General features: G+C 61.4%; 12 protein-coding genes. 7 read left to right on the top strand and 5 right to left on the bottom strand.

The annotated features are described in order from the left end of the window. Positions 1-12 precede the first annotated feature (12 nt). Entirely contained in the window at positions 13-1587 is a 1575-nt protein-coding gene (locus HX899_RS16270) for an FGGY-family carbohydrate kinase (RefSeq protein ID WP_246413284.1), read from the bottom strand. 756 nt (positions 1588-2343) lie between these two features. Between HX899_RS16270 and HX899_RS16265 the strand changes: the two genes are divergently transcribed. The 7 genes from HX899_RS16265 (at position 2344) to HX899_RS16235 (ending at position 11024) form a co-directional block, all read left to right on the top strand. Beyond that, complete coding sequence (locus tag HX899_RS16265) at positions 2344-3000, top strand: DUF2291 domain-containing protein (protein ID WP_138332986.1); 657 nt, start codon at positions 2344-2346, stop codon at positions 2998-3000. Continuing rightward, on the top strand, positions 2997-4541 hold the full coding sequence (locus HX899_RS16260) for a sugar ABC transporter ATP-binding protein (RefSeq protein ID WP_171597944.1): 1545 nt from the start codon (positions 2997-2999) through the stop codon (positions 4539-4541). The genes HX899_RS16265 and HX899_RS16260 overlap by 4 nt, the downstream gene beginning before the upstream one ends. 22 nt (positions 4542-4563) lie before the next feature. Next, positions 4564-5616 carry an ABC transporter permease gene (locus HX899_RS16255; protein ID WP_138388934.1) on the top strand — a complete coding sequence of 351 codons (1053 nt, stop codon included), beginning with the start codon at positions 4564-4566 and terminating at the stop codon, positions 5614-5616. A 112-nt stretch (positions 5617-5728) separates the two neighbouring features. Continuing rightward, positions 5729-6676 carry a D-ribose ABC transporter substrate-binding protein gene (locus HX899_RS16250; RefSeq protein ID WP_003550839.1) on the top strand — a complete coding sequence of 316 codons (948 nt, stop codon included), beginning with the start codon at positions 5729-5731 and terminating at the stop codon, positions 6674-6676. Between the two features lie 148 nt (positions 6677-6824). After that, positions 6825-7667 (top strand): DeoR/GlpR family DNA-binding transcription regulator, encoded by an 843-nt coding sequence (locus HX899_RS16245; RefSeq protein WP_138332981.1) that lies wholly within the window; start codon positions 6825-6827, stop codon positions 7665-7667. Positions 7668-7705: 38 nt separating this feature from the next. After that, positions 7706-9235: an FGGY-family carbohydrate kinase gene (locus HX899_RS16240; protein ID WP_171597945.1), complete on the top strand. Its 1530-nt coding sequence runs from the start codon at positions 7706-7708 to the stop codon at positions 9233-9235. A 43-nt stretch (positions 9236-9278) separates the two neighbouring features. Continuing rightward, positions 9279-11024 carry a glycerol-3-phosphate dehydrogenase/oxidase gene (locus HX899_RS16235; RefSeq protein WP_181292833.1) on the top strand — a complete coding sequence of 582 codons (1746 nt, stop codon included), beginning with the start codon at positions 9279-9281 and terminating at the stop codon, positions 11022-11024. A 6-nt stretch (positions 11025-11030) separates the two neighbouring features. On the opposite strand, the gene fba is transcribed toward HX899_RS16235, so the two are convergent. The 4 genes from fba to HX899_RS16215 form a co-directional block, all read right to left on the bottom strand. Then, a complete protein-coding gene (gene fba / locus HX899_RS16230; RefSeq protein ID WP_018245682.1) occupies positions 11031-12095 on the bottom strand; it encodes a class II fructose-bisphosphate aldolase in 1065 nt (354 codons plus the stop codon). 380 nt (positions 12096-12475) lie between these two features. Further along, the gene (locus tag HX899_RS16225; RefSeq protein ID WP_180195448.1) at positions 12476-13324 is read right to left on the bottom strand and encodes a sugar phosphate isomerase/epimerase; all 849 of its coding nucleotides are present in this window, start codon (positions 13322-13324) and stop codon (positions 12476-12478) included. Positions 13325-13335: 11 nt separating this feature from the next. After that, complete coding sequence (locus HX899_RS16220; protein WP_180195449.1) at positions 13336-14322, bottom strand: ABC transporter permease; 987 nt, start codon at positions 14320-14322, stop codon at positions 13336-13338. Further along, positions 14322-15350: an ABC transporter permease gene (locus HX899_RS16215; RefSeq protein WP_181292832.1), complete on the bottom strand. Its 1029-nt coding sequence runs from the start codon at positions 15348-15350 to the stop codon at positions 14322-14324. The genes HX899_RS16220 and HX899_RS16215 overlap by 1 nt, the downstream gene beginning before the upstream one ends. Between the last annotated feature and the right edge of the window lie 115 nt (positions 15351-15465).

Below are 15465 nucleotides of genomic sequence, written 5' to 3'. Positions count from 1 at the left end.
GCTGCATCAGAATTACGCGCCCACCGGCGACGTCGTTGCGGCTTCGGCAAGCTTGTCCCAGGCGGGCGCCATTGCCTGGCGTACATCGGTGTAGGCAGAAAAAAGCCGGTCGAACCGGTGGGCCTCGCTGGCATCCGGTATCTCCGGATCGCCGAGCAGCGGCGTCACCCAGTCGTCAATGCAATCGTCCATGCTGGAATAGACGCCGACAGCCACCGCGGCCATCATCGCCACGCCGGCCGCCCCTGTCTCCTCGCGGCGCGACTGGCGGATCGGTGCGTTGACGGCGGCCGAAAGTGAGTGGCGAAGGGCGACGGAGCGTGTTGCCCCGCCGGTGACCCGCAGCTCTTCGGGCATCGCGCCCATCGCCGAGTAGCAGTCGCGGGTGGCAAGCCCCAACCCTTCGATCACGCTGCGCAGCAGGTCGGGGAAGCCGTGACGCATCGAAAGCCCGGTGAAGCCCGCGCGCGCATTGGCGTTGACGAAAGGACCACGTTCGCCCGCTTCGGAAATGTAGGGATGGTAAAGCACCGACCCCGGTCGGCTTTCTGCAAACCAGCCGTCGATGCGCGCAATGAGGTCTGCATGCGAAGCAGGCTTGCCCGCCTCGGCCATGAGATAGGCGGCGACATCGAGGATCCAGTCGATGTTGATCGTGGCGCCCATATTCGTCTGGACCTGAGTGACGATGCCGGGAATGGGCAGGGCGATCACATAGCCGGTGCCCTCCCGATTGAGCTGAACGTCGGCAACGGACTTGGCGCGCAAATGCACGCCGGTCGAGCCGATCGTCGAGCAGGCGGCGTTGCGAGCGCCGCTGCGCACGCCTGCACCAAGCGCCGTCATCACCATGTCGACATAGCCGAGGCAGACCGGCGTTCCGGCAAGAAGCCCGCAGGCCTTCGCCGCCTCCGATGTCAGCGGGTGGCTGATCTCGCTGCCGTCGATGATTTCGGGCAGAAGCCCCCGTCGGTGGTCAAGGCCGAGCGCGTCGATCACGACCGCATCATACTGGCGCGTTCTGAAATTGCCGAAGGTGAAACTCGCCTCCGATGGATCGGTTGCCCGCACGCCTGTGAGGTTGAGATAGAGCCAGTCCTTGCAGTGCAGCGCCGTCTCCGCTCGATCGAGAAGGTCCGGCGTGAAGCGGTCCATATGGGCGAGTTGCGCGCCCTGCTGGCACGTGTTGAGGCCGGTGCCCGTTGCCTCGAAGCGGGCACGGTTCTGCGCCCCGCCGGCCAGCGACGTCACTGTCGGCGCGGCGCGCGCGTCGAGCCACAGCCAAGCATCGGCAACCGGCCTGTTGCCGCGGCCGACGAGCCATGTGCCGTCGCCCTGTCCGGTGACGGCGATGGCTGCGGTGCGTGATGCGAGGTCGGGGACTTTTTCGCCAAGGCCACGCAACGCGCTGGCGCAATCGAGCCAGGTCCGATCCAGCGACTGCGTTGCCGAACCATCGTCTCCGGTCGCGTATCGGTTGCGAACGGAGGCCGTGGCGAGCTGGCGGCCGGACAGATCGAAGGCGACCGCCTTGATGACCGAGGTGCCGGCATCTATCCCAATGATGATCTTCTCGGTCGATGTCATTGCAGGCTTATCTCGCCATCCTAGCAAGTGTCACGGCGGGCAATACGCGCATCAAATTCATCTGCAGTCCTCCCGATCCCTCAACTCGTCTGGCATGACGCATCCGGCTGCCAACTTCGGTTTTTAACCCAGATCGAGCGCGCAGCCGAACCTCCTAAGCTCGCTTGAAAATATAACATAAAGATACCATAATGCCAGTAAGATTTTTCTAGCGATGTAATTTTTTTCATCTAAAATAGAAGGGTACGGAAGTTAAGCTTGTGCCGCCCAGCGATTGCCGTGCGGCATTGGAAACGGCAGCGCCCGCGATGCTCAACGTGCAAACTATTGATTTAAAATCAGCTATATACAGCCGTAACGCAATCGAATGACGTGCGTGAAGATGTTAGCATTTGCCGCCCCTTTCTGCTGCAGCGCAGCATGATAAACAAGATGTGAGATCGTGCATTTTAATCGAGATACCGCGGAAGCGCCGTTGACAGCTCATAAAATTTATAACATCATTTGCGGCATAAATAACATACTTCTATCACGGAAGCGCTCTTCCTGATGGAGAATTTACAGATCCAGGCGGTTGGAGGAGACAAGCGCCGGTCTTGTTGAGGAGGCTTCCGATGCGAATTTTCGTCCAGAGTTGCGCTCTTGCGGGCGGCCCGCCGGCATCTGTTCCGGTGCGACGCAATGCTTCAGCACACCAGCGATCATCATCGCGCTAACCCTCTCCATCTCGCCATTCCAAGCCAAGGCCGTCCGGACATGAGTACTTCGCCCGATTATCCAGCATCAAAGCCGAGCAGCGGCAATCGCACGCTCCTTGTCAGCGCGGCGTTGGCGGTCATCGTCGTTGCAGCGATCGCGTTCGATACGACGGTCGTCAGGATCGGCTCCGAAAACGATGTCCGGCAGCAGGTATTCTCTCCGGAAACCTTCGGCGCCGAGCAGTTCCCGAAGATCAAGGCGAATGTCGAAGAGCGGGCCGTTGCGGCCGCCGATCTCGCGGCCGCCATTGCCGCCGATAAGAAGGCGGCGGCCGAGAAATACGGCACCGCAACGAGCACCGGCCCGGTTATTCCCGTCACGCTGACCGGCGTTTTCGGCGCCCGCAAGTCGAACACCAACGAAATGAAGATCGATGGGTTGCCTCCCGAGACGGTGGTCCGTGTCCAGACCGGCCCTGCGGTCAACGGCACGGACCTCCGCGATGCAACCGGCACCATCGAATTCGGCCAGTTTACCAACCAGATCCAGTATCAGGATGCCGGCTCGGCCATCAATAACGAGATGAAGAAGGCGGTTTTCGCGGGCCTGGATGCTGATGCCCTGGACGGAAAGCAGGCGACCGTCGTCGGCGTTTTCAAGCTCATCAACCCGAAGAACTGGCTGGTCACGCCGGTGAAGGTCGAGCTCAAATGAACCAGCCGCAACGCAGCAACGGGGCGATAGGCGAGGTCGTCCTCGCTGCCCGCAATATCGCAAAATCCTACGGCAGCGTTCACGCCCTCAAGGGAGTGAACTTCGACATCCATCGGGGCCAAGTCACAACGCTATTCGGGGAGAATGGCGCGGGCAAGTCGACCTTGATGAAGATCCTTTCCGGTGTCGCGCAGCCAAGCTCCGGCGAGATCATTCTCGATGGCTCGCCGATCAGCTTTACCTCGTCGACCCATGCCCGCGAGTGCGGGATCTCCATCATTCACCAGGAGCTCAGCCTCGCGCCCAATCTCAGTGTGCGCGACAATATTTTCATGGGCCGGGAGATCATCAAGGGCGGTGTTGTCGATTTCGCGGAAGAGGCGCGTCAGACCCGCGCGCTGATGGAGGAGCTCGAGGAAGACATCGATCCACTGACGCGCGTCGAGGATCTTCGCCTCGGCCAGCAGCAGATCGTCGAAATTGCCCGGGCGCTCTCCGTCAATTCGCGCATCCTGATCATGGACGAGCCGACCTCGGCGCTGAGCGCGACCGAGGTGGAAGTGCTCTTCAAGGTCATCCACGATCTGACGAGTCGCGGCGTGTCGATCGTCTACATCTCGCATCATCTGGAAGAGGCGCTGCAGATCACCAATCACGCCGTCGTTCTGCGCGACGGAAACATGACAGCCTATGCCGAGCGCAAGGATATCGATCTCGAGTGGATCGTCCGCAACATGGTCGGCGAGAATTTCGACCTCGGCAGCCCGCCGCAAGCTCACCAGTTCGGAAACGTCTCGCTTTCCATCGAAAATCTCAGTGTCCCGGGTCCCTCCGGCGCTGCCTATAATGCAGTCGATCGTCTGTCTCTCAAGGTGCGTGCCGGCGAGATCGTCTGCATCTACGGTCTGATGGGCGCCGGGCGCACGGAACTGCTCGAGTGTATTGCCGGACGTCTGCGCGCAAGTGGCGGACAGGTTCTGCTCGAAGGACAGGACGTCAGTGGGCTCAGCATCGCCGGGCGCATTGCCAGCGGTCTCGTGCTCGTGCCCGAAGATCGCCAGCGCGACGGTCTCGTCCAGACGATGACGGTCGGCTCCAATCTGTCGCTTGCGAGTATCCGCGCCTTCACCAAAGGGCTTTTCACCTCCGGCCATCGCGAGCGCGATCTCGTCAATGACGCGATCCGGCGGGTGCATGTGAAAACCGATGGCGGTGCAGCTTCGATCGGCTCGCTCTCCGGCGGCAACCAGCAGAAGGTCGTCATCGGCAAGATGCTGGCAACCCAGCCGAAGGTCATCCTGCTCGATGAGCCAAGCCGCGGCATCGACATCGGCGCCAAGGCGGAAGTTTTCAAATTGCTCGCGGAGCGCGCCAAGCAGGGATTGGCGGTCATCTATTCGACGTCCGAAGTCAATGAATGCCTGAGCATCGCGCACCGCATCATCGTCATGCATCGCGGCAGGATATCGGCCGAGTTCGGCTCGGATGTCACCAAGGAAAAGATCATGGCCGCCTCCGGCGAAGCCGTGGTCGCGCACTAGCCTGGATTATGGAGCACTGATTATGTCAGTCACGAACATCACCGAAAAGAAATCAGTTTCCAGTGGGCAGAAGCGCAATACCAATATCGTGCGTCTCATTCTGGAGGGCCGGGCCTTCTTCGCGCTGATCGTCATCATCGCGGTCTTCTCGTTCCTGTCGCCCTATTACTTCACCCTGAACAACTTCCTGATCATGGCGTCGCACGTCGCGATCTTCGGCATTCTGGCGATCGGCATGCTGCTCGTCATCCTGAATGGCGGCATCGATCTGTCGGTCGGCTCGACGCTTGGGCTTGCAGGCTGCATCGCCGGTTTCCTGATGCAGGGCGTCACGCTCACTTATTTCGGCGTCATCCTCTATCCGCCGGTCTGGGCCGTCGTCGTCATCACATGTGCGCTCGGTGCGCTGGTCGGTGCGGTCAATGGCGTGCTGATCGCCTATCTCAAGGTGCCGGCCTTCGTCGCCTCGCTCGGCGTGCTCTACGTGGCCCGCGGTATCGCGCTCTTGATGACCAACGGCCTGACCTACAACAATCTTGGTGGCCGTCCGGAACTCGGCAATACCGGCTTCGACTGGCTCGGCTTCAACCGGCTCGCAGGCATTCCGATCGGCGTCATCGTGCTTGCGGTTCTCGCGATCATTTGCGGCATCGTGCTGAGCCGCACCGCCTTCGGCCGCTGGCTCTACGCCTCAGGCGGTAACGAGCGAGCTGCCGACCTCTCCGGCGTCCCGGTCAAGCGCGTGAAGATCATCGTCTATGTGCTTTCGGGCGTCTGCGCTGCGATTGCCGGCCTGGTCCTCTCCTCGCAGCTGACCTCAGCCGGTCCGACGGCAGGCACAACCTACGAACTGACGGCGATCGCAGCCGTGGTCATCGGCGGTGCGGCGCTGACCGGCGGCCGCGGGACGGTCCGCGGCACCATGCTCGGCGCCTTCGTTATCGGCTTCCTTTCGGACGGCCTCGTGATCATCGGCGTCTCGGCCTACTGGCAGACCGTATTCACCGGCGCTGTGATCGTTCTCGCCGTCCTCATGAACAGCATCCAATACGGCCGCCGGGTCAAATCGTCCTGACGGCTACGACCGAAACTTATCCACGACGGCAGGCTGGACTCCAGGAAAGCCGATTGGGGAAAGCAACGCCGGATCACCGGCAATAACTGAGCTCACGAATGGGAGAGAGACTATGTTTAAGAAAGGCATGCGCATACTTCTGGCCGCCGCGGCCGTAGCACCGCTTCTTGCAAGCTCGGCTTGGGCAGCGGGCATGATGACGATCATCGTCAACGATCCGTCGAATCCATACTGGCTGACGGAAGGCAATGTCGCAAAGGCAACCGCCGAAAAGCTGGGCTACACGGCCTCGGTCAACGCCCACAAGGGTGACACCAATACCGAAAGCAACCTGATCGACACGGCGATCACCAACAAGTCGGTGGCGATCATCCTCGACCCGGCAAACGCCGACGGTTCCGTCGGTGCGGTCAAGAAGGCCGTTGCTGCCGGCATCCCGGTCATCCTCGTCAATGCCGAAATCAACCAGGAAGGCCTGGCCAAGGCGCAGCTTGTTTCCAACAACGCACAGGGTGCCGCCCTCGGCGCGCAACAATGGGTCGAAGCGATCGGCGACAAGGGCAACTATGCCGAACTCTTCGGCGCTCCGTCCGACAACAACGCGGCAACGCGGTCGAATGGCTACGAGACTGTCCTTTCGCAGTATCCGGATCTGAAGAAGGTCGCCAAGGAAGTTGCCAACTGGGACCGCACCCAGGGCCACAACAAGATGCAGTCCATGCTGCAGGCCAACCCGGATATCGTCGGCGTCATCTCGGGCAATGACGAAATGGCGCTCGGTGCGATCGCCGCGCTCAAGGAAGCCGGCAAGCTCGCCAATGTGAAGGTCGGCGGCTTCGACGGTTCGCCGGATGCCGTTGCCGCCATCAAGGCGGGCGAACTCCAATACACCGTCCTCCAACCGGTTGCCGTCTTCTCCGAAGAAGCCGTCAAGCAGGCCGACAACCTGATCAAGACGGGTAACACAGGCGCCAAGAGCGAAAAACAGCTCTTCGATTGCCTGTTGATCACCAAGGACAACATCGACAAGTACACCGGCCCGTTCGTTCTGGCGCAGTAAACGGTAAAGGGCGCTCGCAAGAGCGCCCTCATTTTCATGCTGGAAGCGATGGCCGACGATCAACCGCCGGTTGCGCCTCCCCTTTTTGCCTTGGCGCGGCAATCACTGTACGAAGCTGGGATCCATAATTCAGCGACAGGGGTGACCCGTGACACAGAAGACCAGCCGGGACGACGATCTGTTGGACCAGCTCACCAGCGACAGCCGGCAGACGCGCCAGATCGCGCGCCGCCGCATGATTGCAGAGGCCGTGATGGGTGAAGGCTCGATGCGGATTGAAGACCTGACGGACCGCTTTGGGATCAGCCTGATGACGGCTCACCGCGATGTCGATGAACTCGTCAGCCGCGGCCTCTTCAGGAAGACGCGCGGTATCGTCACTGCGGCGGCGACCAATCTCATCGAATCCAGCGACGTCTACCGCTCGAACCGTCAGTCAACCGAAAAGAAGCTGATCGCCGAGGCGGCAATGCAATTCGTCGAACCGGGGCAGGCAATTTTTTTCGACGACTCGACCACGGTCCTTCAGATGGCGGCACATCTGCCTTCGAAGGCGCCGGTCACCGCAATTACCAATTCCCTGACCCTGATGAATGCGCTGACGGGCCTGCACGACGTGACGCTACTCGCCCTCGGCGGCCAGTATTACAATTGGTGCAATGCCTTCATGGGTCGCATGACCATCAACGAGATCAAGGCTCTCAGGGCCGATGTCGCGTTCATCTCGATGTCGGCGATCAGCGAGGGCACGGTGCTGCACCAGTCTCCTGAGACAGTCGATACCAAGCGCGCCATGTTCGATTGTTCCGTAAAACGCATCCTGCTTGCCGATCATACCAAGTTCGAACGGCGTGCGCTCCACAGTTTCGCAGCACTGGATGAGTTCGACGTCGTCATCGTCGACGACAAGACCCAGCCGGTGCACATCGACCGCATGCGGTCCAGAGATATCAACGTGGTCATCGCCAAGGGCGCCGGAGGGCGCTCCTGACGGCGCCGGCCCGTTGCTCCTCGTGAGGTAAATTTAAAATGCCGACACTGCTCGGGATCGATAGTGGTTTGACAGTCACCAAGGCGGTCATCTTCGATATCGACGGCACGCCGCTTGCAGCCGCGCGTCGCCGTGTCACGCAGTTCATTCCGAAGGCCCGCCATATCGAGCGCGACATGGATGAATTGTGGAACGCGACGGCCGATGCCATCCGCGAAGCGATTTCACTCAGCGGACGGCCGGCAAGCGACATAGAGGGCATTGCCGCTACCGCGCATGGAGACGGCATCTACCTGCTCGATCACACCCAAAAGCCGCTCGGCCGGGCCATTCTCTCGCTGGACAGCCGGGCAGGGGCAATCGTCGACCGGTGGATGGAGAGCGATGTCGCCGACCTGGCGATCGAACTGACGGGGCAGATCCCGCACGTCTCCGCGCCATCGGCATTGCTTGCCTGGATCCGCGAAGTGGAGCCTGAGCGCTACAAGCGCATTGGCCATTTCTGCAGCTGCAAGGACTGGCTGCGGTTCTGCCTGACCGGGATCATCGGTACGGACCACACCGAAGCCAGCACCTCCTTCACCAATGTCAAAACGCAGAACTACAGTGAGGATGCCCTGCAGCTATTTGGCTTGCAGGATCTCGTCCACGCCCTGCCGCCGGCCTCGCGCTCCGACCAGATCGTCGGACGCGTGACTCGTGAAGCCGCGCAGCTGACGGGCCTTACCGAAGGAACGCCTGTCGTTGCCGGTCTGCACGACGTCACGGCCTCGGCGCTCGGGGCAGGGGGTTATGCCAAAGGCGTTGTCGCGGTCATTGCCGGGACCTATTCGATCAACGAGACGCTTTCGTCGGAACCGCGTGTCGACCGGCGCTGGTTCTGCCGCAACGGGATCGCACCCGGCATCTGGAACAGCATGTCGATCTCCCCGGCATCGACAGCGAATTATGACTGGTTTCTGGACACGCTCTGCGCTGCCGAACGGAAGAATGGCGACGTGCAAGGTAACTCGATCCACGCCCTGCTGGCGCCCGAGATCGCGGCCGCCTTCGAGCGCCCCTCGACCGCGCTCTTCCATCCCTATCTGTTCGGCTCGCCTTATGGCGCGACGGCGAGCGCCGGCTTCTTCGGGCTCGGTGGATGGCACGACCGCGGTGACATGCTGCGCGCCGTGCTAGAGGGTATCGCTTTCAATCATCGCATCCATGTCGACGCGCTTCGCGACGGCTTTGCCTTCGATCAGGCGCGGCTCGCCGGTGGCGTCTCGCGCAATCCTGCCGTCGTGCAGATGTTTGCCGATGTGCTTGGCATGCCGGTCACGGTAACAGAGACGGATGAGGCGGCCGCCTGGGGTGCTGCGCTTTGTGCCGGGTCGGGCGCCGGTATCTTCGCCGATCCGCAGAGCGATCCGCGCGACACCGCTTCCATCGCGAAGACTTTCCGGCCGGATGCGGCGCGCAGCACGGATTATGAAAAGCGTTACCAGGTGTTCCGCGACATTGCCGACGTGATGATCCCCCTTTGGCCGAAGATTTCCGCGCTTGCGCCGGAGCAACCGGCAAACTGAAAAGACAGATGCCTGCTGCGGCGGGCGATTTAGGACGACGAGCATGACCCCCGATTTGCAGCAGCGCTTCTCGAACCTCGGCGAGAACGATATCGACGTTTTGATCATCGGGGCGGGCATCAACGGCGCCGGCCTGTTCCGCGACCTCTCGCTACAGGGTGTCAACTGCCTGATCGTCGACAAGGCCGACTTTGGCTCCGGCACGAGCGCCGCACCATCGCGGCTCATTCACGGCGGCCTGAAATATCTGGAAACGGGCGAGTTCGGACTGGTTGCGCAGTCGACGCTTGAGCGCAACCTCCTGCTCAAGAATGCGCCGCATTGCGTCGAACCGCTGCCGACCTTCATTCCGGTCTTTTCCTGGACGCGCGGCATCTGGGCAGCGATCCGGACGCTCTTCGGGTCGAAGACGGCGCCACGCAGCCGTGGCGCGGTTCTCATCAAGATCGGGCTTCGGCTCTACGACTTTTTCGGTTCGCGCGACCAGGTCATGCCGCGCCACCGGCTGATTCTGAAGAAACAGGCGCGCAAGGAGATGCCGCATATTACCCCCGCCATCGTCGCCGGCGGCATCTATTACGATGCCAAGATCAGCAGGCCGGAGCGGCTCGTCTATGAGCTCGTGAGCGATGGTCTCGATGCGAATGCGGGGAGCCTCGCGGCAAATTTCGCGACACTGGCTGCCGTTTCAGACGGGCGTTTGACCTTCCGCCAGCCCGATGGCCACGATGTCACCGTTGCTCCCAAGCTGGTCGTCAATGCGACAGGTCCTTGGATCGATCAGGTCAACACTTTGCTCGGCGCTCCATCGCACCTGATCGGCGGCACCAAGGGTTCCCATATCCTGCTCGACCATCCCGAATTGGTGCGAAGCCTCAACGGCCACATGATCTATTTCGAGGCCGACGACGGCCGCATCTGCCTGGTCTACGACTATCTCGGGCTGGCACTGGTCGGGTCGACCGACATTCCGGCAGGTAATCCGGACAATGTCTTGTGCGAGGAGCCGGAAACGGAGTATTTCCTCGAAAGCATCCGCTCGCTGCTGCCGACGCTTCGCTTCGATCGTGATCAGATCGTTTACAGCTATAGCGGCATCCGCCCGCTGCCGGCATCGGATGCGACCGCGCCGGGGCTGATCAGCCGCGACCACTCCGCGCCGGTGAAGGAACCCGAGGACGGCAGACCTTTTCCGGTCATTTCGCTGGTCGGAGGCAAGTGGACGACGTTCCGCGGCTTTGCGGAAGAGGTCGCCGACACCGTTCTCTCCCGGCTGCAACGCCGCCGCAGCCAGTCGACACGCTATCTGGCGATCGGCGGCGGCAAGGCCTTTCCGGCGGATGCTAAGCAGCGTAACGCCTGGATCAGCGATGCCGCGGCGCGCAGCGGCGTTGCCGCCGAACGTGCCGACGAACTGCTCGGCCGATACGGCACGACGGCTGTGGCCCTGCTTTCCTCCCCTTCAAGCTATTCCGACGAACAGCGCCTGACGGGTGCTGCACGTTACAGTCTCCGGGAGATCGACTGGATCGCCCGGAACGAGCTCGTCGTCCACCTGTCGGACATCGTGATGCGTCGCACGACGCTTGCGATCGAGGGTCGGTTGACGCTCGCAGGCTTGCGGGAAATCGCCGGCGTTGCCGAGGCGGCGCTCGGCTGGAGTGGCGAACGAACGACCAGCGAAATCCAGGGGGTTGTCAGCCAGCTGAGCCGTTTCCACGGCCAAACGCTGACGGGCAAGCCTGCCGCCGCCGAGCCGGAAAAGGCACCCCGCCCGGCGTTGGGCTAGAGCGTTTCAGGAGAAAGCCGGATCGAGGGAACCGGACTTGTAACGCTTCGCCATTTCCGAAACGGGAAGGGGCGTGATGCGGCCGGCCATGCCGGCAGTGCCGAACTGTTCGAAGCGCTCCTTGCAGAGCTTGGTCAGCGCCGTCATTGCCGGCTTCAGATATTTGCGCGGGTCGAACTCGCTTGGGTCCTCCTGCAGCACGCGGCGGATCTGACCGGTCATCGCCATTCTGCCATCGGTGTCGATGTTGACCTTACGCACGCCGTTCTTGATGCCGCGCTGGATTTCCTCGACCGGCACTCCCCATGTCGGCTTCATCTGGCCGCCATATTTGTTGATGATCTCCTGCAGCTCGATCGGGACCGAGGACGAGCCATGCATGACGAGATGCGTGTTCGGGAGCTTACGGTGAATTTCTTCGATGACATTCATCGCCAGCACCGAACCGTCCGGCTTGCGGGTGAACTTGTAGGCGCCATGCGATGTGCCCATCGCGATGGCGAGCGCATCGACCTTGGTTTCGCGCACGAACTTCACGGCCTCGTCCGGATCGGTCAGCAACTGGTCATGCGAAAGCTTGCCCTCGGCGCCGTGGCCGTCCTCGGCCTCGCCCATGCCGGTCTCAAGAGAACCGAGAACGCCGAGTTCGCCTTCCACCGAGATGCCGCCGAAATGCGCCATATCAGTCACCATTTTGGTGACGCCGACATTATAGGCCCAGTCGGCGGGCGTCTTGGCATCCGCCTTCAATGAACCGTCCATCATCACCGAGGTGAAGCCCGCCTGGATCGCCGTCATGCAGTTTGAGGGATCGTTGCCGTGATCGAGATGCACGCAGACCGGAATATGCGGATAGATTTCAACGACGGCATCCATCATGTGCTTCAGCATGATGTCATTGGCATAGGCGCGGGCTCCGCGCGACGCCTGCATGATAACCGGCGCCTGACACGCGTCGGCGGCCTCCATGATGGCGAGCGCCTGCTCCATGTTGTTGATGTTGAAAGCTGGAACGCCGTAGCCTTCCTCCGCAGCATGGTCGAGCAGTTGCCTCAGCGTAATGCGTGCCATCCAAGATTCCCCCATATCGATGGTCGAACGAAATGCCGCCATCTCCTCGAAACTAGAGCCCGGGCGCGAGCCGTTCAAGCCTCTTATTTTAATAGGCAAAATGGCATAGGAGGAGGAATGTAACAAGCAATAATAACAATATCACAACGAGTGTGATATTTCCTGACAGTCATTTCGCCTGCCCGAGGCCAAATGATATTCAGGGGATGTGCTGAAGAGGCGGACCGCCGACACGGTCCTCTGCCAGCGATGGCGAGATCTCTTCAGCCAAACACCCCATGTGGACGCTACGGTTGCGGCTTGTGACCAATGGCAGACGGCCAGCATCAGCCTCGATCTAAAGCTGATGCAACCGAATGGGCGACATCCGGCAACTGGGGTCAGATGAGACCGTATTGTTCCGCCTTGTTGCGCAGGAATGGCAGGCCCTTGTCCATGACCTCTTCCATATCGCGTGCGACGGGGCGCCACACGGCCAGGCCATAGGCGACCTCGGGCGGCATATTGATGAAGCTCTCCATCGCAAGTCCGCCCTTGAAGCCGATTGCGGCGAGGGCGGCGTAGATCGCATCCCATGGAATATTGCCGTAGCCCGGCGTGCCGCGGTCGCTTTCGGAAAGATGGATGTATTTGAGGTGGTCGCGGGCGATCAGGATGCCGTTTGCCGCACCCTTCTCCTCGATATTCATATGGTAGGTGTCGAGGTGAACGAAGACGTTTTCCGCGCCGACACGCTCCACCATGTCGACGGCCTGCTGCGCCGAGTTGATGAGGTGGTTCTCATAGCGGTTCACGGCCTCGACGCCGAGTTGGATGCTGTACTTCCTAGCATGTTTTGCTGCTGCGTCGAGCACCTTGGCGATGTTGTCGTATTCGCCTTGCGTCGGTGGCAGGCCGGTGCGCTCGCCAATGCCGCCGAAGATGACTCCGGAGAGCGCCTCGGCGTTCATTTCCGCAGTCTTTTCGATCGCAACCTTCAGGTGCTCGATCGCCGCATCCGGGCGGACGGAAGCCCAGGCATGTTCCGGCAAGCCGAGCGAGCAGACAGCACGCAGCCTGTGCTTTTCAAGCAGGTCGCGGGTGTGTTTGGCATCGACGGCCGGCGCATTGAGCAGCGCGATCTCGATGAAATCCATCTTGTAGTGCACGGCTCCGGCAATCGCCTTGTCGGCGCCTGCGCGATCCCAGTTCATGGTCCACATGCTGGTGTGAACGCCGAAACCTTCCATGGTCGTATCTCCTATTTCACGATTCTGATGAACTTGGCCGAGAGCCACCGCAGCGCCATCACGACGATGAGCAGGATGCCCCAGACGGCAGTGGTGAGATGCTGGTTGGCGCCGAGCAGGTTGAGCCCCGAAGAGAGAAGCTGCAGCACGATCAGCGCCACGAAGACGGGCAGGACGCGGCCGAAGCCGCCGAAGGGATTGATGCCGCCGAGGAAGCAGGCGAGCACGGTGATCAGCAGATAGGATTCGCCGTGGCCGACGCGCACCGAATTGAAACGCGCAAGCATGATGATGCCGGCAACCGCAGCCATCACGCCGGAGAGCATGTAGACCAGCACCAGGACCTTGCGGGTGTTGATGCCGGAATAGTGGGCAGACTCGATATTGGAGCCGATCATATAGGTGGAAAAACCGAGCTTGGAGCGCGAGAGCAGAATGTGGCTGGCGATCACACAGGCGATCAGGATCAGCAACGGGACCGGGATACCGAGGATGCTGCCGTGGCCGATCGGCGCGATGAAGGTGGGGAAGCCCGAGATATCGCCGCCGCGTGTCAGGAATTCGCCGAGGCCGCGCAGGAAGATCATCATCGACAGCGAAACGAGGATCGGATGGGCGCGGGTAAAGGCGATGACGAGGCCCATGACCAGGCCGCTTGCCGCGCCGACGGCAAGCGCCAGAGCCGAGCCGAGCAGGAAGGCACCCGGGCCGGCATCGATGCCGCCATTGGCCTGCAGCGTCCAGGCGAGCGTCAGGCCGGCGATGTTGGCGGTGAAGGTGATCGCAAGGTTGAGGCCGCCGGTGAGGATCGGCATCAGCATGGCAAGCGTCAGGACGCCAAGCTCGGGAAGCTGAAAGGCAACCGATCCGAAGGTCGCGCTCGTCAGGAAATGCGGCGAGGCGAAACCGAAGACGACAAGCACGGCCGCCAGCGCGGCGAGGGGACCGGCCATGTCAGCCCCGAAGATGGCGTTGAAGCGGGCGGCGAGCGCGTTCATCAGCTCTCTCCCCTGTCTGCAGGCCTGGCATCGGTCGATTTGCGGGTCGCAAACACCGGCACCAGATTGCCGATGCGGGCGCTCGACAAGGTGATCGCAACGAGGATGATTGCGCCGACGATCATCTTGAAGGCGAAGGGCGAGACGCCCATCAGGTTGAGGCCGTTCTGGGTGATCGAGACGAGCAGCACGCCCAGCACGCAACCGAGCACGGAGCCCTTGCCGCCGCCCAGCCGCGCGCCGCCGAGCACTACGGCGGCCAGGACATCGAGCTCGCGGCCATAGAGTGCGTTCGGCACGACCTCCTGCGCATAATGCGCCTGCATGAGACCGGCGATGCCTGCCATCAGTCCAAGCCAGCCGAAGGCGATGAACTGCATGGCGCCGATATTGATGCCGAAGCGGCGCGCGCCTTCCGGATTGTCGCCGAAGGCATAGAGCTGCCGGCCGGTCGTCGTGCGGGTAATGAAGAGCCAGGTAGCGAGCGTGCAGACGACCATGACGACAACCGGCAACGTGATCTCAGCCCAGCTCCCATCGGCCATTTCGCGCTCGTAGATGATGACACGGCTCGTCAGCCAGTCGGGCAGATTGTAAATCGACACGCCCTTGGTGAAGAACATCAGCAGGCCGAAATAGACGTTGAAGGTCGCGATCGTCGCGACGATCGAGATGATGCGGAAGCGGTGGATCAGGAAGGCGTTGATCATGCCGAGCACGATGCCGATGCAGGCCGCAATCAGGAGACCGGATACCCATCCGCCGCCGCCGATCCTCTCGAGCGCAATTGCAGTGACATATTGCACGATCGAGGCTGCGACGGCGAAGGAGATGTCGATCCCGCCTGATATCAGCACCACGAGCAGGCCGACGGCAAAGATGATGTTGACCGCGCTGATATTGAGCAGGTCGAACCCATTGCCGAGTGTGAAGAAACGGTCGGTCGTAAAAGCCAGGACAATACTCATCGTGATGATGACGGCAAACAGCACAAATTCCGTCGTATGGGACAGGAACAGCTTACGCATAGACCGCCGCCTCCAGGTCCTTCAGTGTGGTCGCGCGGGGATCGTGCCAGCCGGCGATGCGGCCCTTTTCCATATGGATGATCCGGTCGGCGTTGAAATAGATCTCCGGCACCTC

Origin of the sequence: Rhizobium sp. WYCCWR 11146 (assembly GCF_013591995.1) — a bacterium.
Classification (GTDB): domain Bacteria; phylum Pseudomonadota; class Alphaproteobacteria; order Rhizobiales; family Rhizobiaceae; genus Rhizobium; species Rhizobium indicum.
This window is presented reverse-complemented; position numbering and strand designations above follow the sequence as displayed.

Bases quoted from the DNA above. Each gene is read 5' to 3' on its own strand.
- HX899_RS16270 (WP_246413284.1), bottom strand. From the start codon at position 1,587: ATGACATCGACCGAGAAGATCATCATTGGGATAGATGCCGGCACCTCG.
- HX899_RS16265 (WP_138332986.1), top strand. From the start codon at position 2,344: ATGAGTACTTCGCCCGATTATCCAGCATCAAAGCCGAGCAGCGGCAAT.
- HX899_RS16220 (WP_180195449.1), bottom strand. From the start codon at position 14,322: ATGAACGCGCTCGCCGCCCGCTTCAACGCCATCTTCGGGGCTGACATG.
- HX899_RS16215 (WP_181292832.1), bottom strand. From the start codon at position 15,350: ATGCGTAAGCTGTTCCTGTCCCATACGACGGAATTTGTGCTGTTTGCC.
- HX899_RS16225 (WP_180195448.1), bottom strand. From the start codon at position 13,324: ATGGAAGGTTTCGGCGTTCACACCAGCATGTGGACCATGAACTGGGAT.
- HX899_RS16240 (WP_171597945.1), top strand. From the start codon at position 7,706: ATGCCGACACTGCTCGGGATCGATAGTGGTTTGACAGTCACCAAGGCG.
- HX899_RS16250 (WP_003550839.1), top strand. From the start codon at position 5,729: ATGTTTAAGAAAGGCATGCGCATACTTCTGGCCGCCGCGGCCGTAGCA.
- HX899_RS16255 (WP_138388934.1), top strand. From the start codon at position 4,564: ATGTCAGTCACGAACATCACCGAAAAGAAATCAGTTTCCAGTGGGCAG.
- HX899_RS16260 (WP_171597944.1), top strand. From the start codon at position 2,997: ATGAACCAGCCGCAACGCAGCAACGGGGCGATAGGCGAGGTCGTCCTC.
- HX899_RS16235 (WP_181292833.1), top strand. From the start codon at position 9,279: ATGACCCCCGATTTGCAGCAGCGCTTCTCGAACCTCGGCGAGAACGAT.
- fba (WP_018245682.1), bottom strand. From the start codon at position 12,095: ATGGCACGCATTACGCTGAGGCAACTGCTCGACCATGCTGCGGAGGAA.